Genomic DNA, 22,269 nt, shown 5'->3' with positions numbered 1-22,269 from the left:
TACATGATGGAACAAGTCTTTATTTGTGATGCGATTCGTACTCCAATAGGGCGTTATGCTGGTGCTTTAAGCAGTATTCGTACAGATGATTTAGCAGCTTTACCGATCCAATACTTAAAACAACAACATCCTGATTTACCTTGGCAGCAGGTAGATGAAGTGATTTTAGGTTGTGCCAATCAAGCGGGTGAAGACAACCGTAATGTGGCGCGTATGGCAAGTTTGTTGGCAGGTCTACCTGAAACTGTTCCTGCAATTACAGTCAATCGTTTATGTGCTTCGGGCTTAGATGCGATAGGTTTTGCAGCACGTTCAATTAAATCAGGTGAAGTACACTTTGTATTAGCTGGTGGTGTTGAGTCGATGAGCCGAGCACCTTTTGTACAGTCTAAACCTGAAACAGCTTTTAGCCGCACACCAACTATTTATGATACAACCATCGGTTGGCGTTTTATTAATCCAAAATTTAAAGCGAGTTTTGGGGTCGATAGCATGCCTGAAACGGCTGAAAATGTGGCTGAAAAATATCAAATTAGCCGTGAGGATCAAGATTTATTTGCTTATAACAGTCAGCAAAAAACAGCACAAGCTCAGCAAAAAGGTATTTTTGCAGAAGAAATCATGTCTGTCGAAATTTTTGATCGTAAAAAAAATAGTATTTTAGTGACACAAGATGAACATCCTCGTGCTGATACAGCATTAGATGCATTAGCCAAACTGAAAGCACCATTTCGTAAAACAGGTGGTTCAGTCACAGCAGGCAATGCTTCTGGTGTCAATGATGGTGCTGCTTGTGTGTTATTAACGAGCGCAAGTTTTGCTCAAACACATCAACTCATTCCGCTAGCAAAAATTATTGCGACAGCAAGCGCAGGTGTAGAAGCGAAATACATGGGTATTGGTCCAGTGCCTGCTGTAGAAAAAGTTTTAAAACTCGCAGGTTTAACACTAGAGCAAATGGATGTTATTGAGTTAAATGAAGCTTTTGCTGCACAATCTTTGGCAGTAATGCGAGAGCTAGGTTTAAAAGATGACGATGCCCGAGTGAATCCTAATGGTGGTGCAATTGCGCTGGGACATCCTTTAGGGATGAGTGGCACACGTTTGGTCATCACAGCAATGAAAGAGTTAAAACGCCGTAATGGAAAATACGCACTTTGCACCATGTGTGTGGGTGTAGGACAAGGTGTGGCATTGATTTTAGAAAATGTAAATGAGTGCAGCGATAAACGCTGAGACATTACAGACAAGGATATAAGTAACAGCCAATGGATGGCTGTTCAGGGAGATAAAAGATGAATAATAATGCTTTGGAACATATTGAAACTGCTTCGATTGATGAATTACGTCATGTTCAATTTGTCCGTATGAAAAAAACTTTGGAACATGCGTATAACAATAGCGCAGTGTATCGTAAAAAGTTTGATGAGGCAGGTGTACATCCTGATGATTTTAAAACATTGGCAGATTTAGCAAAATTTCCTTTTACCACTAAAAAAGATTTACGTGATAATTATCCTTTTGGTATGTTTGCTGTACCACAAGAACAAATTGTGCGTGTACATGCCTCATCAGGTACGACAGGGCAACCAACGGTGGTCGGTTATACGCAAAATGATATTCAAATTTGGTCTGATGTCGTGGCACGTTCATTACGTGCAGCAGGTTTAACGAACAAAGATATTATTCAAGTATCTTATGGCTATGGTTTATTTACTGGTGGTTTAGGCGCACATTATGGCGTAGAACGCTTAGGTGCTACCGTGATCCCAATGTCAGGTGGTCAAACAGAAAAACAGGCACAATTGATTCATGACTTTAAACCTACTGCTTTAATGGTCACACCATCTTATTGCTTAAACATTATAGAAGCTTTAGAACGTAAATATGGCACAGCACGAGATTGTTCAATTAAAACTGGCGTATTTGGTGCAGAACCGTGGACCAATGAAATGCGTAAAGAAATTGAGGATCGTTTAGGGATAGATGCGCTTGATATTTATGGTCTTTCTGAAGTTATGGGACCTGGTGTTGCAATGGAGTGTTTAGAAACTAAAGATGGTTTAACCATTTGGGAAGATCACTTTTATCCTGAAATTATTCATCCTGAAACGGGTGAAGTTTTGGCTGATGGTGAACTCGGTGAACTTGTTTTCACAACTATTACCAAAGAAGGTATGCCTGTAATTCGTTATAGAACACGTGATTTAACGCGCTTATTAGCAGGTACAGCAAGAACAATGCGTAGAATGGATAAAATTGTCGGGCGTAGTGATGATATGATGATTATCCGTGGCGTCAACGTTTTTCCATCACAAATTGAAGAGCAAATTTTACATATTCCACAATTATTGCCAAATTACGAAATTCAAATTTGTAAACAAGGTCATTTAGATGGATTACATGTCCGTGCTGAAATGCGTAGAGATACTGAACATGAACTGATGAACCAACTTTGTACTCAATTAAAAAATAAGATTAAGACCATGGTCGGAATTACGGTAAGTGTAGAATTATTAATGGAAGGAAGTTTGCCACGTTCTGAAGGTAAGGCTCAGCGAATTTTTGATATTCGTCAACCTATTTCAGAAAATTACAAATCAGCTTAAGATGTTAAGCTGATTATTAAGTTGCAATGGATGACAGGATTTAGGACGTTATGAATCTAAAATTAAAGCAAGCAATTGATGAATTCATTGCAACTGAAGCATTAAGTGGTACATCACTCATCATGACGGTATTTGGTGACAGCATTTATCATCATGGTGGAATCATTAGCCTTGCGAGTCTCATTCAATTAATGGATGTTTTTGGACTCAATGAACGATCTGTGCGAACCGCAGTTTTTCGACTTGTACAAAATGGTTGGTTGGTATCAGAAAAAATAGGGCGTACAAGTTATTATCGAGTGACTGAAAGTAGTCGACAACGTTTTATTTTAGCCGATGCAAAAATTTATAATTTTAATCATATCGAATGGGATCAAAAATGGGATTTGGTTTTACTCAGTTCAGTCGAAATTGAAGCGAAGCAAGTTTTAAAGAAAGAACTGGAATGGTTGGGTTTTGCAAATATTGCAAGCAATGTCATGGCTTATCCAGGTTGTGATCATTTGAAATTACAGAATTTACTGCTTAATTTAAATATGACTGATCAAGTTGTGATTTTTAAAGCAGAAACTTTACAATTATGGCAAGAGTCCTATCCTACGATTAAACGAATGGTTGAAACAAATTGGGCGATTATCGAACTACATGCACGATATGAGAAGTTTATCCAAGATTTTCGTGAATTTTTAAATTTGGTTGAAAGTGCTGATGATCTTGATAGTATGCAAGCTTTTCAAATTCGTACCTTATTGATTCATCAATTTCGCCGTATTTTACTTAAAGATCCAGATCTACCATTTGAGCTGTTACCTTCAAATTGGTTGTCTTTAAATGCTCGTAATTTAAGTAGTAATTTGTATCAATTGGTGATTACGGCAGGTGAAGAATATTTTATGGAATATGCACGTACTTCAGAAGGTTCAATGCCGCCTGTACATCCTCAGTTTTATAAACGTTTTGGGGGATTAAAAGTTGAAGAGTCATATAGTTAAATAGATTTTTAATTAAAAAATTTTTATAGATAATGGAATATTTATATGCCTTGTTATGCAATAGATAATGTGATTCCTGTCGTGAGTCCTCAAGCATTTGTGCATCCAACTGCTGTATTAATTGGTGATGTGATTATTGAGGAAGGGGTCTACATTGGACCGTTTGCTTCATTAAGAGCTGATTTTGGACGTATTCATATCAAAAAAAATGCCAATGTCCAAGATAATTGTGTAATTCATGGTTTTCCAAATAGCGTTACTTTGGTTGAGGAGTATGGGCATATTGGTCATGCTGCTATTTTGCATGGTTGTACGATTGGCAAAAATGTTTTAGTTGGAATGAACAGTGTGATTTTGGATGAAGCTGAAATTGGTGAAAATACAATTATTGGTGCAAATAGTACTGTAAAAGCAAAAGCGATCATTCCTGCTCATGTTTTAGCGTTAGGGAGTCCTGCAAAAGTGCTACGTCATTTAGAGCCTAAAGAAATTGCATGGAAACGCAGAGGAACTGAAGAATATATTGATTTAACAGCCCGTTGTTTAAATACTTTGCAGGAAGTTCAACCTTTAGATCGCTTAGATCATCGTTTGGAATATACTACTTTTGACAGAAAACATGAGCTTAAAAATAAAATATAAATCCTTTAAAATTTAGCTTGATAGACTTCTAATATAGAATTTAAAGGTAGCATTTAAATGATAATATTTAAAAAAATATTCATCTGAAAATGCTACCAATTTTTTTATTTTTTCATTCATTATACTTTTTGCATAAATGCGCTTGGATTTTTTTCTGTTACACGTTGAAAAGCACGTGTAAAAGCTGAAATAGATTGGTAGCCCACTTGCTCAGCACAATTTTGTAAAGGTACTCCCTGATTTAGCAACTTTTGTGCAATTTGTATTCGGTAGTACAACAAGAATTTTGTAGCAGAAAAACCAGCAACATCAGTAAAATATTTTGAAAAAGTAGCACGTGAAATATTACAACGTTCAGCCATTTCAGTGAGTGACCAATCATGCTCAGGTCGTGAAATAATTTCTAAAATGAGCGGGTAAAGTACAGCATCATTAAATAATTGCCATAACTTAATTTGTTTGTTGTTCGGATTATTTAAAATATGGCGCATTAAATAAAAAAATAAAATACTGGTTAAACGTTCGATTAAGATTTCTGAGGCTGTATTTTTCTCAGGCTGCTTGGCTTGTTTTACTTCATTACGAATGAGTTCAAAAATATGAAAACATTCAATTAATGTATGATCATTTTGACGTAATACAATATATGAAGGTAAGGCTTCTAAGAAGAGTTCAGAGAGTTTTGAACGAAAACTAAAAAAACCACATGCTAAATGGGTTGAACAGTTCAGTACAGTACCAGATTTTGTATTCGCTAAATTTCGGTTAAGCTGTTGCAGAGAGGGTGCTGTACGTTGAGATGCATCGGTAATAATAAAAGGTAAGTCACGCAATAGAAAAACTGCATCACCTTGATATAAATGAATATAATCTTGTTGTTCTAAAAAATGAAAATGACAATCTTCTTCTAAAACTAAATGAAAACTTGCATAACCACTGCCCTGAATAGATGTTGACCATTGTTCATGATAACGACTTAGATGCTGTAAAGAGGTTTCAATTTCTAAACTCTCCATAAACCAGCTTAGCATTTTTTCAGAATTATTAAGCATAAAAACTTCCAATTGTTTAGACGAAAAAGCATTTTTATAGAAGAAACAGTATTGAGTGAATATAGCAAATCTCTAACACTATGTACTCTACTTGGAGTAAATCAGATGACAAATTTTCAACCTTTAACCATTGAACAAGCCCCTGAACAAGCAAAACAACGTTTAAGCAATGCTGAAAAAGCGAATGGTTTTAGTTCAAATTTATTGGGTGTTTTAGCGTATGCCCCAACCGCTTTAGAAACTTACCAAACGGTATCTGAAATTAACTCTCGTTCAAGTTTAAATGTTCAAGAACGTGAAGTTGTGCAATTGGTTGCAGCAACAGACAATGGCTGTACTTTTTGTGTTGCTGGACACACTGCTTTAGCAAAAAATAAAGCCAAGTTATCACCTGAAATTGTAGAAGAATTACGTGACCAAGCTACATTATCTGATACAAAATTAAATGCATTATCAACTTTTTCTCGTCAAGTACTTTTAAATAAAGGTGCTGTTGATGAGGCTGAGATTCAAGCTTTTTTTGCAGCAGGTTATACACAACAGCAGGCATTAGATGTGATCTTAGGATTAAGTTTGGCAACCTTATGCAACTATGCAAATAGTTTGGCTCGAACAGAATTAAATAGTCAACTTGCTGCACATCGATGGGAACCCAAAAATGCTTAATTCCAATCTGCTTGCGTGGTTAGAAAAGCATGCTGAGGAATTAAATGAAGGCGAAGCAAGTGCAAGTCTTGCTTTGCTTCATCAACTGGGACAAGCTGATATTTTTCGTCAGGGTGTACCAGAAACTTTAGGTGGGACAGGTACTCACCTTAAAGATGCCATTCTTAGCATTGCAGAAATTGCGGAATATTCACTTACTGCTGCTTTTGTGAGTTGGAGCCAGCGTACATATATTGAATATTTAATGACTTTGGATTCAGCTTTATTTGATCAATTACAATTTTCAGATTTATTAGCTGGAAAATATGCAGGTGCTACAGGTCTGTCTAATGCCATGAAATTTTTATCAGGCTTAGAAGCATTACAGATTGAAGCCGAAGCTGTTGAAGGGGGATGGAAACTTAATGGTAAATTACCATGGGTAACTAATTTTCATCCTCATGGGTTTAGTGTGGCAGTTGCAGCACAAACCAATCAAGGCGCTATTTTGCTTTTAGTGCCGTCAAATAGAAAAGGTTTTCAACGTTTACCAAATCTAGAGCTAATAGCATTACGAGGTAGTTCAACAGCAGCGGCTGAGTTACAAGATGTTTTTGTGCGTACAGATGAAGTATTGAGTTTACAGGCACAAAGCTATTTACCTCAAATACGTCCAGCATTTTTAGGCTTACAGTGCGCTTTAGCGATAGGTTTAATTCGACGTAGTCTAAAACAAGTGATTGCTAAAAAGCATTCTGCATTAGTTGAACAACAGATCCATGAAATTCAAAGTAATTTAACGGATTTATGTACGCAGCTCTTTACTGGATTGGATTCGGGTGTATTTGTTGAAAATGCACAAGCTTTATTTCAAATTAGAATTAGCCTCAGTCAGTTAACACAACAAGCAATCCAGTTGGAATTGTGTAGTACGGGTGGGAAATGCTATTTATCTCCCTATGAAGCAGGATTTACTCGACGTCTTAAAGAGGCTGCATTTATACCCATAGTTACGCCTAGTGTTTTGCAATTACAAACTGAGCTTTCAAAAACAAGGGTATAGTCGAAATGAGTCAGCCAATTTTAACGGTGGAACAGCTACAAATTTGCCATGCTGGACAATCTCAAGCGGTATTAGATCAAGTCGAGTTTGAGATTAGGCAAGGTGAAATTATTAGTATATTAGGACCCAGTGGAGTTGGGAAATCAACACTTTTATCTGCTTTGGCTGGCTTACATTCAACACAAAAAGGGCAAATACAGTTATTGGGTCAGGCAATTGAAACTCAAAAATCTGAATTGGCATTTATGTTTCAACAAGCTGTGCTATTACCTTGGCTCAGTATTTATGAAAATGTTGCATTTGGGCAAAACTTCAAACATCAAGCATCTCATCCTCCTGCATATATTAAACAGCGTGTAGAAAATGCTTTAGTTCGAGTCAAACTTGATCATGTATCGCATGCAAAACCAAACATTTTATCTGGTGGAATGGCGCAAAGGGTCGCTTTGGCTAGAGCATTGGCAAAAATGCCAAAACTTTTACTCTTAGATGAACCTTTTAGTGCTTTAGATGAATTAAACCGTAGCCAACTCCAGCAGTTATTAATTGAACTTGTTCATCGTGAAGAAATAGGCGCTGCGGTTATGGTTACACACGATATTGATGAAGCTTTACTGATTTCAGATCGTATATTTTTCTTATCAGGGCAACCTGCAAAAATTAATCAAATTTGGACTTTAGGCTTAAATAAAGACCGTGATTTATGGGCAGATGAATTTTCAAATATTCGAAATTGTATTTTAAAAAGTTTACATCAGCATCAACTTAAAACTCAACAGAGTGCTTAAAGAGAAACCGTTATGTGTGATGATGATTTTAATTCCTCGCGGCGTGATTTTTTAAAACTTATGGGATTATTTGCAGGTACGCTTGCTTTGCCTATACAGCAAAGTTTTGCACAAAAACCTCAAGAAACCATGCAAAATAAAACAGTTCGTATTGGTTATATTCCGATCACAGATGCAACGCCGTTATTGGTTGCTTATCAAAAAAAACTTTTTGAACAACAAGGTCTAAAAGTTGATCCTCCGATTTTATTTAGAAGTTGGGCGCAATTGATTGAAGCCTTTTTATCAGGCAACGTCAATGTTATTCATTTATTATCACCCATGGCGATTTGGACACGCTTTAGCAGTCGCTTTCCTGCAAAAATTGTCGCTTGGAATCATATCGGTGGTTCAGCATTAACTGTTTCACCCAAAATTAATCAACTAAAAGATTTAGCGGGTAAAAAAGTTGCTATTCCTTTTTGGTACTCAATTCACAATGTCGTGTTACAAGAAATGTTACGTGCAGAAGGATTGAAGGTTGTCACAAAGCAAACAGAAAAACTGGCAGCAGATGAAGTCGGTATTATTGTTTTAGCCCCTTCTGATATGCCACCTGCGTTACTGAGTAAACAAATAGCAGGTTATTTGGTTGCTGAACCTTTTAATGCGATTGCAGAACATTTAAAAATTGGAAAAATTTTGCGTTTTACAGGCGATATTTGGGATAAACATGCGTGTTGTGTTGTATATATGCATGAAAAAGATTTAAAACAATATCCTGAATGGACGCAAAAGGTTGTGAATAGCATTGTTGAAGCCCAACACTGGTGTCGAAATCATCGCGCTGAAACAGCACAATTAATTTCGAGGGAGCATAAACCTCGGCTTACTCCCCATATCCATGCTGTAATTGAAAAAGTGATCAATCCTAAACCAGAACAAGCGTTGGTTTATCAACGTTCAGGTGCGATAAAACATGTGAAATGGAAAGAGCAACGTATTGATTTTCAACCTTATCCTTTTGAAAGTTATATGATTGAACTGATTAAAAGAATGAGAAACACGCAAGTTGAGGGTAATACTTTATTTTTAAAACAATTGAATCCAACTTTAGCCGCCAGAGATATTGTTGATGATCGATTTGTCAAAAAAGCGATTTTACGTTTGGGCGGAATGAAGGTTTTTGGTTTACCTGAGCAGTTTAATCGTCAGGAGATTTTTCAGTTATGAACAATAAAAAATTACCAAATTGGCTCTATCATATTTATGGGTTAACTGGGCTTATTGCATTTTTCATGATGTGGTGGGTTTTAGGTTTGCAAATACCAGAAGGTTTTTTTCAACAATTTACTTTAAATTCAACTTTATTAAAGCTTATAGGATTGGTTCAAGATCCTGAAACTTATACACATATTGCTATGAGTTTAAAACGTATTTTTATTGGATTATTTTATGCTTTACTTATAGGAATTCCCATAGGGTTATTGATTGGGCAAAATCAAAAAGCAGATGCATTTAGTTCACAAATTTTTCAATTTTTAAGAATGATTTCTCCTCTATCTTGGATGCCAATCGCTGTTATGATCTTAGGGGTTGGAGATAAACCAATTTACTTTTTACTCGCATTTGCTGCTGTTTGGCCTATTATTTTAAATACAGCAACTGGTGTAAAAAACGTTAATCCTCAATTTTTAAAACTTGCACAAAGTTTAGATGCAACGCCACTAGAAGTATTGCGGCATATTATTTGGCCAAGTGTTCTTGGGCAAATTTTAGTTGGTTTACGTCTTGCGATTGGAATCGTCTGGATTGTGCTTGTCCCAAGTGAAATGTTAGGCGTCAGCTCGGGATTAGGTTATTTTATTTTAGATGCACGTGATCGTTTAGATTATACAGAGTTGTTATCTATTATCTTAATTATTGGATTAATAGGTTTTATTTTGGATCGTGCGGTCATCTTTTTACAAAAAAGATTTGCTGCTGTATAAAATTGATTTTGAATTTAAGTTAATCTTACATAGATTGAATTAAATTCAAATGATTTTAATTCAATTTTTTAAGTTCGATATATTGAGCAGAATATAGCCCAATTTCAAATAAAAACCACATCGGAATTGCTAAAAATAACATACTAAAAATATCAGGTGGAGTAATAAGCATAGCAATAAAAAAACAGAAAACAATAATAAATTTACGCTTTTCAATCATCGTTTTTCGGTCAACGATATTACCTATAATCAGTGTGATGATGATAATTGGGATTTCAAAACACAATCCAAAAATAAAAAATAATTTCAAACAAAAACTAAGATAACTATTAATATCGGTCATAGGTTGAATGACTTCAGGAGCGGCATGCATAAAAAAGTATAAAATAGAAGGTAAAACAATAAAATATGCAAATGAAATTCCAATATAAAAAAGAAATAAACTTGTAATTAATAAATATTGAATCAAACTTTTTTCTAATTTATATAAGGCAGGACGTATAAATTTCCATAAGCAATATAACAAAAAGGGTAAAGAAATCAAAAATGCTAAAAATAAGCTTAATTTAAAAGGTGCTAAAAATATTGTAGTAATATCTGTGGCAATCATCTGGCTATTTATTGGCATTTGCGCAATTAATGGCGTTGAAAATACCGTATAAAGTTGTTTAGAAAATGGTAAGAGTGAGATAAAGACCACACTTATACAAATACTCATATAAATTAAAGCTTTTCTTAATTCAGTCAGGTGAGAAAAAATATTCTGTAATTTTTCTGATGTTGCATGATTAATATTTTTGCTTGGATTCATAAAACTGACCAAATTTGAAGTTTAAAAAACTATAACTATGGGGGAGGAAATGATGATAAATCATTGTATTAGGTAAGGGTTTTAAAGCTAAAATTTCTTGATGATAAAAATAGGGAAGAAGTTGGTAAGGTAAAGAGTCATGTGATTGAGCGTTTATTTTTTCATGTAAGCGAAGTTCTAAAGCATGAATTTTACTGATTTCAGTTTCAAGTGTTCGCTGTAATTGATCTAATTTTAATTCACGTTCTAAATCAGTCTGAAGGTGTCGAAATAATGATTTAAATTGGTGATAAAATTGATAAGATGCTTTGAATAATTCAATTAATTTTTCTGGTCCTAAAAAAATAAGTGCAAAACCAAGAAAAAATAATAATTCAAATAAACCGATATTGAACATAAAATAGTGCTTTTATAGAATAGGGTATATTAATTTTTATCCTTTGGTTTTGTGGATGAACTTTCAAGGTCATCATCATTGATAGATTTACGAAAATCTTTTAAAGCACCACCAAGATCTTTTCCTAAATTTTTTAATTTTGATGTTCCAAATAATAAAACTAAAACCAATAAGAATAATACGATATGCCCAATAGATAAACCTAACATAATATAGACCAAAAAATATTAAAGATTGTATTCTAACGAAATTTTTAATAAATAATTAATCATATAAAATGAAAAGTTAATCTGTTTATGTGATTAATTTTCTTTAATAATGAGTTTTATTGAGTAATAATTTTTATTTTAATGCTTTGAAAAAGCAATCAATGGTATAAATAAATACTATTGATTGCTTATATTGATTTTAAAAATTAAAATTCATAACGTAAACGAAATAAATCCATATATGGTGTATTAAATGAATCTTGAGTAAAGAGATGCTCATAATCAAAGCCAATACCTTTGTTAAAACGTACTGCTACACCTAAACCATTGTCTTTACGATAAAAATCACCTCCACTGGTATAAGAAAAATGATTTCCCATAAAATAGGGTCGTATTGATTGGATAATGTGTTGATCAATAGGAAGTTTATAGCCGACATAATATTCTAAACCATAAGATTCGGTATTTAAAAAATGATCAACATCTTGATTATTGTTCAGACTGAGTTGACGATTAGGATGAATGTTTTTATAAAGACCAGCACCGATACCAATCATCCAAGAATCTTTTAAAAAAAACAGAGAAGTGCCCATAATATCTTGTGTATAGCTTTTTTCTGTATCATTTAAAAGAGAAATTAAATCACTTTGAGTACGTTGCCATGCCATTGACCAAGTTAAATATGAGGTAATTTTCAAATCTGTTGCTAGAGCAAAACCATGCTGACGTTTATATTGCAGATTTTCGTTTGCTGCGGGATAGGTCTGATCCTTAAACATATAGGCAGCATACCAATTGAAGTGATCATTTATTTTCTCATAGCGTAAAGTTTTACGTGATGCTTCTGTACCATCATAAAAACTTTGTGTACTCCAAGTCGCAGGTTGCGCCAAAGGAGAATAATTCCATAGATCAGTTTTAATACCGACGACATCATAATAAAGGCTATTCATTTGCCCATATTTTAAGGTACCTAAATCAGCATCTTGAATACCAAAATAGAGTTGAGCTGTATCTAAACTTTGATCAGATTTTTGATAATGCCCATCCCAATCCAAAATTTTAGCAGGGTTAATATAAGTTTGATATCCAGCAATCAAATGTGTTTTTGCATTCATTTGATAGTCAGCATTCACATAAATACGACTTGCAGCACTGTAGCCATTACGTCGAGCTTTTTGTGAGCTATTACTGTCATTATATTCTTCAAAATTAAGTGCTTGTAAGCGAATACTGCCTGAAGTGTTGAGTTGAAAATGATCTTGATTGTTAAATACATGCTCTTGGTCAATGATATTGACTTGGGCATAGGCAATCGATGAGATCAATAGTCCAGAAATTGTTAAATAATGAAAATGTAAATTCATTTAATTTAATCACTTATAATGACGCATTCATGTCAAAATGGTTAGGTGGTGAGATGTAAAAATTAACTTTTTAACCACCCATTCAATGACTCATATTGAAAAAAATAGCGTGAAAAACTTGAGTTTGAAAATATAAAAATCATTTGATTTTATAAATAAATGATTCATATGCTTTTCACATAATTTATCTTTCAAATCACGTTGAACAAAAAATAAAAAAAAGTAGGGCTAAAGCGTCAATATCATCCATGACCGCCTTTTTTAAGTATTCCTTGTAAAATGAGTAATTTAGGGTAAAGGTTCATTTATTTTAAGTTGTGCTTGAAATGAACCTTTACTGAAAAGATTTGAAGTATTTTTAATGCGTTATTATTTAGAGTAGACTAATTTTCCTCCAAAATAAGTTTGTAAAACTTCAGTATCTTTTAATTGGTGGGTTGGTGTATTAAATACATCTCGATCTAAAATAATAAAGTCAGCCTTTTTACCATTTTCAAGTGAGCCAATCATATTAGACAATCCAATGAGTTTGGCTGCATTTAAAGTGTAGGCATAAAACATATCTTTACGCTCTAAACGTTCATTGGCATTTAACACACCGTAGGAGCCTTCACGAGTAATCCCTTGCTGAATAGATAACCACGGATTTGGAGGAGAATCAGGCCAATCACTTGCGCCAGCGATAATTGCTCCTGCTTTTTTCAACGATTGTACGGGATACATTAGCTCAAATGCTTTTTCATCAATATAAGGTTTTACAGGCGGAATGCGATATTCATCTGCAGCAGCCCATGCCAATTGCATCGATGGATAAACATTTAAAGCTTTGAATCGAGGAATATCTTCTGCACTGACCAGTTGCATATGAGTGATTGAATGACCAATATTACTTTGTTGCTTTTGACGTGCTTGTTCAACGGCATTTAAAGTTTCTCGCACTGCACGATCACCAATAGCATGGACATGAACGATTAAGCCTTGTTTGTCGAGTGCTGTGACCAATTCACCGAAATGATTTTCATCGACCAGTAAATCACCACGTTTGTTTGAGTTTTTATAAGGCTGTAAAACGGCAGCACTTTGCATTGGATATCTTAAAATACCATCTGCAAAAATTTTTACGCCAGACATATATAAATGGTCAACATTTTGAAACTGTTGGCGGACTTTATTAATCACTTCAATATCTTTTGGTGTACTTTTTGAATTCATAACCAAAAGTGCGACTACATGAGCGTTCAATTTACCTTGTTGCGATAAATTTTTATAACCCGGTAAAATGCCTACCGTTTTTTCAGTGGGTACAATAGAAAAAATGGAATCACTCGGAGTGACATTTGCAGCAGGATCCATCCATGCAGTAATACCATAGCGGTTATTATAGGCAACAGCACGTTCAGTTGCCTGATCAACTTCTTGTTCAGTATATTTTGGTAAACTAGAAGAGACTTTATCCCAAGCTGCATCTACTAATAAGCCATTTGGTTCGCCATTTTTAAGACGTCCATAATTGTGTTGCTCCGCTTTTGGCAAGTTTTCAATCATTTGCTTATTAATGCCTGCTTTTTTAAGCACGACATCATTTGCCCAGCCAGTATGATAATCGCTGCCCATTAAAGCCAATGGTGCTTCATGCCATTGTCCTTGATTAAAACGTTGATTGAGTTCATCAGCATGTACCCATGCAGCGCCATTCACGCCAAGTACTTTTAGTGTACCATCACTGAGCGTGAGTCCTTTTGTATGAAAATCATTGACCTTTTTTTCAATCTCATCGGTAGATAAAATTTCATCAAGCAAATCGGCAGAACCTAATTGAATCCCACCTAATACAGCATGACTATGTGAATCAATCATTCCAGGAAAAACGCTTTTCCCTTTTAAGTCGATAACTTGTGTGTTTTTATTAATTAGTTTTTTAATTGTTTGATTTGTACCAACAGCTTGAATGTGATCACCCTCAATTGCTAAAGCTTGCACATGCTCTTGTTGAGCATTTGCAGTAAAAATCTTACCATTGATCAGTACTAAATCTGTCGCTGCATAAGCGGATGGGAAAATAATACTACCGATTGCAAAAGATAATGCTTTATATAGAGGTTTCATGGGTTAAATCCTTAAAATAATGTTGAATATATTTATGTGTGTAAAATAAATATATTCTGTCCTTGGGGTATAAAAACTAATTAGAGCTTAATGTTTCAACTTCACTAACAGGAGATTCTTTCTCTTGGTTTTTTCTTATTTTTTTGAGTTTAAATTTATACCCAAAATAAAGTCCAATAAACCAAATAGGAGAAGCAACTAATGAAATCATGGTGTCATGATCAAATGCTAAAACGACGACTACAAATATAAGAAAGATTAAAGTAGACCAAGCCATAAATAATCCACCTGGCATTTTATATAAAGATGCAGCATGTAATTCAGGGGATTTTTTACGATACGCGATATATGCCACAATAATCATGGCAAAAGTAAAGATACATAAAATAGAAATAAAAGCGGTGACTATCGTAAAAGCAGTCATTACATTTGGAACAAGAAATAAAATAGAAGTTCCAATCACAACACAAATCATCGAAAACATTAGACTATTTAATGGAACTTTACTTTTAGAAAGTTTACTAAATATTGTTGGTGCATCTTTTTCTAGAGATAAACCGTAAAGCATACGGCTAGTTGCAAAAATACCACTATTTGCAGAAGATAATGCAGAAGTTGCTACAACAAAATTGACTAAACCTGCGGCAATCGGCAGTCCAATTAATGTAAACATTTCAACAAATGGACTTTTATCAGGTGCAATTTTAGACCAAGAAGTTACACAGATAATAAAAGCAAGCGCGCAAATATAAAATAAGACAATACGTAATGGAATTGAGTTAATTGCTCGAGGTAAAGCTTGATGTGGGTTTTTCGTTTCAGCAGCTGTTGTTCCAACAAGCTCAATACCCGTAAAAGCAAAGACGGCAATTTGAAATCCTGCTAAAAAGCCTGCCAAGCCATGCGGTAAAAATGACTCTTTTTCAAATAAATGTGAAACTGACGCTGTTACGCCACTTGGTGAAACAAAACTCGTACTGACCAAGTAAAGCCCGACAACTAAAAAGGCAATAATGGCAAAAATTTTGATGAGAGACAGCCAAAATTCAACTTCACCAAAAGTTTTTACTACAATAAAATTCAGTAAAGTTAAAATGATAATTGAAGTAAATGCAGGAATCCAAACAGGTAAGTCTGGATACCAAAATTGCATATAGCCACCAATGATAATGACATCTGCAATCGCAGTGACAACCCAGTTTAACCAATATGACCAACCAATAAAATAACCTGCTCCAGGTCCAACATAGGCGGTAACAAAGTCTGCGAAAGTTTTGTGGTTCAGGTTAGAAAGGAGAATTTCACCCATCGCCCGCATAACAAAAAATAAAAAGAAACCAATAATCAGGTAAGTAAATAAAACAGAAGTTCCAGAAACACTCAGTGTTTTTCCTGAACCCATGAATAATCCTGTACCAATTGCACCACCAATTGCAATCATTTGAATATGACGATTGGTTAATGAACGTTGAAGTTTATCTTCTTCTTCAGGGCTAATATGATTGCCTCCTAGAAGATCTCCTTCTAAAAATGGCTTACTATCATTTTTTTGCATCAATGATCACTCCAATTTATAACAAGGGTTATAAATGTTTTGGCAATAAATGCTTTTTAAACCAGATATTATTTTGACTAAAATAAATTTTAGCTTGATATAATATTAAAAAATTGAAATTAAATATATTTGTCATGATTGAATATAAATTTTTACACTCATTTTATTTAAAATATAATGAATAAATAAAATTTTTATGACAATATTTTTCAACTTCATCTAAGTGGTTTTTAAACATTTACTGTTTTGGTAAAATATTAAAAAGGATCAATATAAATAAACATATAAATTTAGTTTATTACATTGCTGTATAACGGGTACGGCTTTGGTTTAGGATTCTTTTAATATTAATCCTGCTCTTAATCCAACCTTTACATCAGGGTTAGGAAATAAAATCCATATTTTTTCATTTTCAACAATATAATCTTGTTTATCTTGAGAATATAGAATTTCGCCCTGTGAAAAAGAGGTGAAATTTGGAGCATTAGCAGGGATATTTAGCTTAAAGCTATGATTATTTTTAATGATATTTTCAATGACACTAAAATATTTAGTTTTATTGTTTTCAGTAGGACATAGGTTAGTTTGGCTCAAAAGCGCACGAAGCATGACATTTGTTGCTTCAAAATCTTCTAGATTATTGTGTGAAAAAGGCTGTGCTTTACCTAATTCAAGTGTACAACTTTGAGCATTAAATTGCTCACTGGTATAGCTCGTAAAGGTTTTCCCAGCACAATTATGGCTCACAATCGCATCTAATTGGGCAGCATTTAAGCTTTCTAATAAAGTGGTGTTATAAGGCACTTTCTTTAAGGGCAAGAGTGCAAAAGTCGGGAGTAATGAAGCACGAATTGCGGTATGTAAGTCATAATGATAAAAATCTACATCATGATTTTGATGACTAAAAAAGTCAGAAACAGTATTTTCAAGCTGAAAGGCTCTTTGTGTTTCTTGGTCTTCATCTAAATGTACTCTGCCTCCGCAAAACATACGGTTGAGATCATTATTTAGATAACGAACACCTTGACGCATCGCTTCAGGATGCCCCAATATCATAAGAACCTGTTCTTTTAAATGTAATTTTCCTGTAATTAAATCAGTACAAATTTGATTTAAAATTTCAATAGGTGCAGTTTCATTGCCATGAATACCTGCGGATAATACAATGGCTTTTTGATAGGATTGGCGTGGGGTAAATTGAATAATCCCTTCGGCAATCCATTCCCACAGTAAGATCTGGTTTTCTCCAGATTTTTGCGATGGTTGCTCACCGCTCAATGTCAATTTTAGAAAATCTTCCATAATTTTTACAGCTCCATAAGTTAGGTTTGAAAAGAATAAATAGCTCCTAGTGCCAAAATCTGAGTTAATTCATCTAAGGCAGTTTGAGTTTCGCTCATCAATTGAGGGTCGATGAGATCATGTATAGATAAACGATCACGATAATGTCGTTCAATCCAAGCATGAAGTTGGATAAACAAATGATCATTCAAAAAAATATGAGGATGAATAGCAGCATATTCTTGTGCATTAACAGCAACCCGTAAACGCAAGCAAGCAGGTCCACCGCCATTTTGCATACTTTCTCTTAGGTTAAAAAACTGAATGTTATCAATGGTTTTTTCTGCTAATAAATGTTGTTGTAAATAATTCCAAACAGCCTGATTTTGACGTGCTTCTTCTGGCAAAACTAAAGTCATTGTGCCATTTGGATGACTGATGATTTGACTATTAAATAAATAAGAATTGACCGCATCTTGTACGCTGACTAGTTGCTCGGGTACTTGGATAATATTGAGTGAAATAGACTGTTGTTGTAATTGTTCAGTCAGTTGCTTTAAAACTTGATCTTGATTTAAAAAGGCTTTTTCATGGGTAAAAAGCACATTTTTATTATTTACAGAAATCACATCATTATGAAAGACCCCTTGATCAATAACCTCGGGGTTTTGCTGTAAAAAACATACATTTTTTGCATTCAAACCATGTAAACGCGCAATCGCTTGACTGGCTTCTAAACTTTGTCGGGCAGGATATTGTGTCGGTGTATGCTGCTGTTTTTGCGAAAAACTTTTGCCATAGACAAAAACCTCGACACCAGCTTGATCGTAATCCTGACAAAACCGTAAATGATTTGCAGCACCCTCATCACCAAACAGAGGAACATTTGGTAAAGCATGATGATGTACAAAATAATTTTCATCCTGAAAAATACGTTTAAAGATTTTTTCTGTGCTGTATTGTTCTAAATGACGATGATAATTCAAACATAAATTTGCAGGCGTAAAATGAATTTTCTGATCCTGCGTATCTGCCGATGGACTTACTGTGGCTGCATTTGCAGTCCACATTGAAGATGCTGAATAAAGCGCAGATAAAATTTGTGGTGCATCTTGATACGCTTGTTCTAGACAATGATGGTCTGAACCTTGAAACCCGAGTCGATGTAATTCAGGCAAAATAGGACGATGATGGGGCGGTAATACCGCTTGTTTTAATCCTAAATCTGCCAAAGCCTTCATTTTCTCTAGACCTTGTTGCGCAGCTAGTCGAGGATTTGAAATTAAATGACGATGTTTAAATGAGGCTTCATTACCAAAAGCTAGACCTGCATAATGATGCGTTGGTCCTACTAGCCCATCAAAATTTATTTCAAATCCTGACATTATGAATCACTCCAAATTAAAAGACTAAACCAGGCGATAATGTTTGTGGCAATGCAATATGATCACTTTCTAGTGATGCCATTGGCCATGCACAATAATCAGCAGCATAGAATGCACTTGGGCGATGATTGCCTGATGCACCAATACCACCAAAAGGGGCTGCGCTTGATGCCCCAGTCAAGGGTTTATTCCAGTTAACAATGCCAGCACGTGCTGAAGAGAGTAGTTGTTCATACAATTCGCGATTTGGAGAGATTAAGCCAACAGCTAAACCAAATTTAGTTTGATTGGCTAATTTTAAAGCATCACTAAAGTCATGATAACGATAGATTTTAGTGAGCGGTCCAAAATACTCCTCATCGGGAATATTTTCAATACCCGTTACATCCAAAATACCTGCACTCAGCAATGATGAATGTTCTTGCAATAAACGCATTTGAGCTAAAGGTTTGGCACCTAGCTGTATTAACTGTTCTTGAGCGGTTAATAATCCTGCTGCGGCTTGGGCTGAAATTACACCACCCATAAAAGGTTGTTCAGTCGCATTCCAAGTATCAATTTTTAAGTTTTTTGCCACTTCAACAAAACGTTGAATGAATCGATCACCAAACTCAGAATTTTTGACTAAAATTCGGCGTGCACAAGTACATCGTTGACCTGCCGAAATAAATGCAGATTGGATTGCCAGATGGACAGCCGCATCTAAATCAGTATTATCATCAATAATGAGTGCGTTATTTCCACCCATTTCAAGCGCCAGTATTTTCTCAGGTTGACCCGCGATTAATTTATGCAAGTGATAGCCAGTATTTGCACTACCTGTAAATAAAATACCATCTAATTCATGTGCTTCGGCTAAAGCTTCACCCGTACTACGCCCACCTTGAATTAAATTTAACACGCCATTAGGTAAGCCAGCTTGTTGCCAAATTTTGACGGTTTCTTCTGCTGTCCACGGGGTTAACTCACTTGGTTTGAAAACAATACAGTTCCCTGCAATTAAAGCAGGAATAATATGTCCATTAGGCAAGTGCCCAGGAAAATTATACGGACCAAAGACAGCCAAAACACCATGTGGACGATGTCGTAATGTGGCTTTACCATCAGGTAAATCTGTTGCTGTATCACCTGTACGTTGTTGATATGCGCGAATAGAAATAGCAGCTTTAGCAATCATCGATTGCACTTCAGTTAATGTTTCCCAACGAGGTTTGCTGGTTTCTTGACTGATGACATTTGCTAAATGCTCTTGATTTTCTTTCAATAGAGCAACAAATTTCTCAACAATTTCAATACGAGAACTCAGTGATGTTTGTGACCAACTTAAAAATTGTTGACGAGCAGCTAAACATGCACGTTGTACATCATCCACCGTTGCTTCTTGACCAGACCAAATGATCGCTTCACCAACGGGATTGGTTTTGACAAAGTCAGAACCCATTGCATTTGACCATTGTCCAGCAATAAATACAGAGCCTAAAGACATTATGCAGCCTCTCCTAGCGTATGATGTGAGAGTTGTTTAACGGCATCCTGTTCAGATACTCTGATCGAAAGGAGACGTACAACATCATGTTCTTGTACATTGAGTTGAGCTGCTTGTTGCTCAGTGAGTTGTAATACACCATCAACAGGTGCATGAAAAACTAAAATCGCTTTATAGTCTGCATAATGATCATTGGCAATCATGAGCGGGCTCGTTGTTTGCGCTTGGCTAATTTCAGAGACAATTTCTACAGTTGCACTTTGGCTTTGTTTTAAAGCACGTAAGTTTTCAACATCTGCTTCTAAGGTTGCGCCACCATCAAAAATATCAACATAGCCTTGAAAGCGTAAACCTTCTTCATGCAATAACTTACTTGCAGGAACAGTATTGGGATGTACCAAACCAATCACTTTTTGTGCTTCTACAGGAAGCATGTCGATATAAATCGGATAACGTGGCATTAACTCAGCAATAAACGCTTTTTGACCTGTGCCACTTAAATAATCTGCTTGTGTAAATTCAATATTAAAAAATTTATAACCGACTGAATCCCAAAATGGAGAATGACCATTTTCATCCGAATAGCCACGCATTTCTGCTACTATTTTCTTTTCAAACAGCGACTGAAAAGCTGCAATAAATAAGAAACGTACTTTTGATAAAAATCTTCCATTGTCATTTTGACGATAGTCTGGATCTAAAAATAACGTACAAAGTTCACTGCAATTGGTATGGTCATTACTCAAAAAGAGGGTAGGTAATGATTTATATACCCCTAAAGCATTGGATGTATGTACTTGTGTGCCCACATGGAAGTTATACCAAGGCTCACTTAAACCTAATGCAACTTCAATACCGCATAAACCAATGACTTTATTCATTTGAGTATCTTCAAGTACAAATAAATAGACTTGATCTGCTTTTTGGGTGATCCCTTGCACAGTGTCACAAGCACGTTGAATACGTGCCATCAACTTTTCTCTATGCGGTTGTAATGAAGTCAGACCAAAACCTGCTTTTTCAGCTAACTGGTAAATATCTTCTAAATCAGTTGTTTGGATGTAACGAATTAACATCATATATGCTTCCCGATGATATTACTGAAATTTTGCTAATGCGTGTTCAAAACGGAGTAAACCCGCATCAATATCAGCAAATGGAATAACTAATGATGGTGTGAAGCGTACAACGTCAGCACCTGCAACCAATGCAAGTAAACCTTCATCACCTGCTAAATTGACGATTTTTTTGGCTTGACCTTTAAACTCATCTTTTAATACACAACCTAAAAGTAAACCTTCACCACGGAATTCTTTGAAAATCGGATATTTTTGATTAATTTCAGCAAGACGTTGTACAAAATATTGATGACGTTCTTCTACACCCGATAAAACTTCAGGCTGATTAATAAAGCTAAAAACAGCATTTGCAACTGCACAAGCTAATGGATTACCTCCATAAGTTGTGCCGTGGTCACCCACTGAAAATTGATTGGCATAACGATTTGTGGTTAGCATTGCACCAATTGGGTAACCACCACCGAGCGCTTTTGCTGTGGTTAAAATATCAGGGGTTACATCAGTATTCATATAGGCATATAACGCACCTGTACGCCCCACACCTGTTTGTACTTCATCAAAAATTAATACCGCACCGACTTCATCACAGCATTGACGTAATACTTTTAAGAACTCTGGATCTGCAGGAATAACCCCACCTTCACCCTGAATAGGTTCGACAATGACTGCACAGGTATTGGCATTGATGGCTGCTTTTGCTGCTTCTAGATCATTAAATGGAATATGACGAATACCTGCTGGAAGTGGTGCAAAATCTTTAGAATACTTCGGTTGACCACCTGCACTTACTGTAAATAATGTGCGACCATGAAATGAGCTTTCAAAAGAGATA

Annotated in this window: 21 protein-coding genes; 9 read left to right on the top strand and 12 right to left on the bottom strand. The window is 35.2% G+C overall.

What is annotated here, in order from left to right; translation table 11 throughout:
* Window positions 1-6 precede the first annotated feature (6 nt).
* The 4 genes from pcaF to C9E89_RS15860 are packed head-to-tail and all read left to right on the top strand — an operon-like array spanning window position 7 to window position 4,243.
* Window positions 7-1,236: a 3-oxoadipyl-CoA thiolase gene (gene pcaF, locus C9E89_RS15875; protein ID WP_107009315.1), complete on the top strand. Its 1,230-nt coding sequence runs from the start codon at window positions 7-9 to the stop codon at window positions 1,234-1,236.
* Between the two features lie 59 nt (window positions 1,237-1,295).
* Entirely contained in the window at window positions 1,296-2,609 is a 1,314-nt protein-coding gene (paaK, locus tag C9E89_RS15870; RefSeq protein ID WP_107009314.1) for a phenylacetate--CoA ligase PaaK, read from the top strand.
* A 50-nt stretch (window positions 2,610-2,659) separates the two neighbouring features.
* Window positions 2,660-3,601 (top strand): PaaX family transcriptional regulator, encoded by a 942-nt coding sequence (locus tag C9E89_RS15865; protein ID WP_107009313.1) that lies wholly within the window; start codon window positions 2,660-2,662, stop codon window positions 3,599-3,601.
* Window positions 3,602-3,646: 45 nt separating this feature from the next.
* The gene (locus C9E89_RS15860; protein ID WP_107009312.1) at window positions 3,647-4,243 is read left to right on the top strand and encodes an acyltransferase; all 597 of its coding nucleotides are present in this window, start codon (window positions 3,647-3,649) and stop codon (window positions 4,241-4,243) included.
* 119 nt (window positions 4,244-4,362) lie between these two features.
* Here C9E89_RS15860 and C9E89_RS15855 read toward each other — a convergent pair whose 3' ends face one another.
* A complete protein-coding gene (locus tag C9E89_RS15855) occupies window positions 4,363-5,295 on the bottom strand; it encodes an AraC family transcriptional regulator (protein ID WP_107009311.1) in 933 nt (310 codons plus the stop codon).
* A 105-nt stretch (window positions 5,296-5,400) separates the two neighbouring features.
* Here C9E89_RS15855 and C9E89_RS15850 point away from each other — a divergent pair, with 105 nt between their 5' ends.
* Genes C9E89_RS15850 through C9E89_RS15830 form a run of 5 tightly spaced genes read left to right on the top strand, consistent with a single transcriptional unit; the run spans window position 5,401 to window position 9,761 of the window.
* Window positions 5,401-5,961 (top strand): carboxymuconolactone decarboxylase family protein, encoded by a 561-nt coding sequence (locus tag C9E89_RS15850; protein ID WP_107009310.1) that lies wholly within the window; start codon window positions 5,401-5,403, stop codon window positions 5,959-5,961.
* A complete protein-coding gene (locus C9E89_RS15845) occupies window positions 5,954-7,003 on the top strand; it encodes an acyl-CoA dehydrogenase family protein (protein WP_107009309.1) in 1,050 nt (349 codons plus the stop codon). The genes C9E89_RS15850 and C9E89_RS15845 overlap by 8 nt, the downstream gene beginning before the upstream one ends.
* A gap of 5 nt (window positions 7,004-7,008) precedes the next feature.
* The gene (locus C9E89_RS15840; protein WP_107009308.1) at window positions 7,009-7,791 is read left to right on the top strand and encodes an ABC transporter ATP-binding protein; all 783 of its coding nucleotides are present in this window, start codon (window positions 7,009-7,011) and stop codon (window positions 7,789-7,791) included.
* A gap of 12 nt (window positions 7,792-7,803) precedes the next feature.
* Entirely contained in the window at window positions 7,804-9,003 is a 1,200-nt protein-coding gene (locus tag C9E89_RS15835; RefSeq protein ID WP_107009307.1) for an ABC transporter substrate-binding protein, read from the top strand.
* Complete coding sequence (locus C9E89_RS15830; protein WP_107009306.1) at window positions 9,000-9,761, top strand: ABC transporter permease; 762 nt, start codon at window positions 9,000-9,002, stop codon at window positions 9,759-9,761. Before C9E89_RS15835 ends, C9E89_RS15830 begins: the two co-directional genes overlap by 4 nt.
* A 55-nt stretch (window positions 9,762-9,816) precedes the next feature.
* Here the strand turns inward: C9E89_RS15830 and tatC are convergent, their stop codons facing one another.
* From tatC to C9E89_RS15775, 11 genes are all read right to left on the bottom strand, one after another.
* On the bottom strand, window positions 9,817-10,572 hold the full coding sequence (gene tatC, locus C9E89_RS15825) for a twin-arginine translocase subunit TatC (RefSeq protein ID WP_107009305.1): 756 nt from the start codon (window positions 10,570-10,572) through the stop codon (window positions 9,817-9,819).
* A complete protein-coding gene (locus tag C9E89_RS15820; RefSeq protein WP_107009304.1) occupies window positions 10,550-10,969 on the bottom strand; it encodes a Sec-independent protein translocase family protein in 420 nt (139 codons plus the stop codon). Before C9E89_RS15820 ends, tatC begins: the two co-directional genes overlap by 23 nt.
* A 29-nt stretch (window positions 10,970-10,998) precedes the next feature.
* Window positions 10,999-11,178 (bottom strand): twin-arginine translocase TatA/TatE family subunit, encoded by a 180-nt coding sequence (tatA, locus tag C9E89_RS15815; RefSeq protein ID WP_107009303.1) that lies wholly within the window; start codon window positions 11,176-11,178, stop codon window positions 10,999-11,001.
* A gap of 206 nt (window positions 11,179-11,384) precedes the next feature.
* Entirely contained in the window at window positions 11,385-12,545 is a 1,161-nt protein-coding gene (locus C9E89_RS15810) for a porin (protein ID WP_107009302.1), read from the bottom strand.
* Window positions 12,546-12,914: 369 nt separating this feature from the next.
* Window positions 12,915-14,651 carry an amidohydrolase gene (locus tag C9E89_RS15805; RefSeq protein ID WP_107009301.1) on the bottom strand — a complete coding sequence of 579 codons (1,737 nt, stop codon included), beginning with the start codon at window positions 14,649-14,651 and terminating at the stop codon, window positions 12,915-12,917.
* 76 nt (window positions 14,652-14,727) lie between these two features.
* Window positions 14,728-16,206: an amino acid permease gene (locus C9E89_RS15800; protein ID WP_107009300.1), complete on the bottom strand. Its 1,479-nt coding sequence runs from the start codon at window positions 16,204-16,206 to the stop codon at window positions 14,728-14,730.
* 330 nt (window positions 16,207-16,536) lie between these two features.
* Window positions 16,537-17,508 carry a succinylglutamate desuccinylase gene (gene astE / locus C9E89_RS15795; protein ID WP_107009299.1) on the bottom strand — a complete coding sequence of 324 codons (972 nt, stop codon included), beginning with the start codon at window positions 17,506-17,508 and terminating at the stop codon, window positions 16,537-16,539.
* A gap of 20 nt (window positions 17,509-17,528) precedes the next feature.
* Complete coding sequence (gene astB / locus C9E89_RS15790; protein ID WP_107009298.1) at window positions 17,529-18,872, bottom strand: N-succinylarginine dihydrolase; 1,344 nt, start codon at window positions 18,870-18,872, stop codon at window positions 17,529-17,531.
* Window positions 18,873-18,888: 16 nt separating this feature from the next.
* Entirely contained in the window at window positions 18,889-20,358 is a 1,470-nt protein-coding gene (gene astD, locus C9E89_RS15785; protein WP_107009297.1) for a succinylglutamate-semialdehyde dehydrogenase, read from the bottom strand.
* Window positions 20,358-21,437 (bottom strand): arginine N-succinyltransferase, encoded by a 1,080-nt coding sequence (gene astA, locus C9E89_RS15780; protein ID WP_107009296.1) that lies wholly within the window; start codon window positions 21,435-21,437, stop codon window positions 20,358-20,360. Before astA ends, astD begins: the two co-directional genes overlap by 1 nt.
* Window positions 21,438-21,455: 18 nt before the next feature.
* Window positions 21,456-22,269: aminotransferase class III-fold pyridoxal phosphate-dependent enzyme (locus C9E89_RS15775; protein WP_107009295.1), on the bottom strand; the 814-nt coding region annotated here is incomplete at its 5' end.

This window comes from Acinetobacter sichuanensis (genome assembly GCF_003024515.2).
Lineage (GTDB): Bacteria > Pseudomonadota > Gammaproteobacteria > Pseudomonadales > Moraxellaceae > Acinetobacter > Acinetobacter sichuanensis.
The sequence above is the reverse complement of the archived record's forward strand: the minus strand, read 5'-3'. Positions and strand labels throughout refer to the sequence as shown.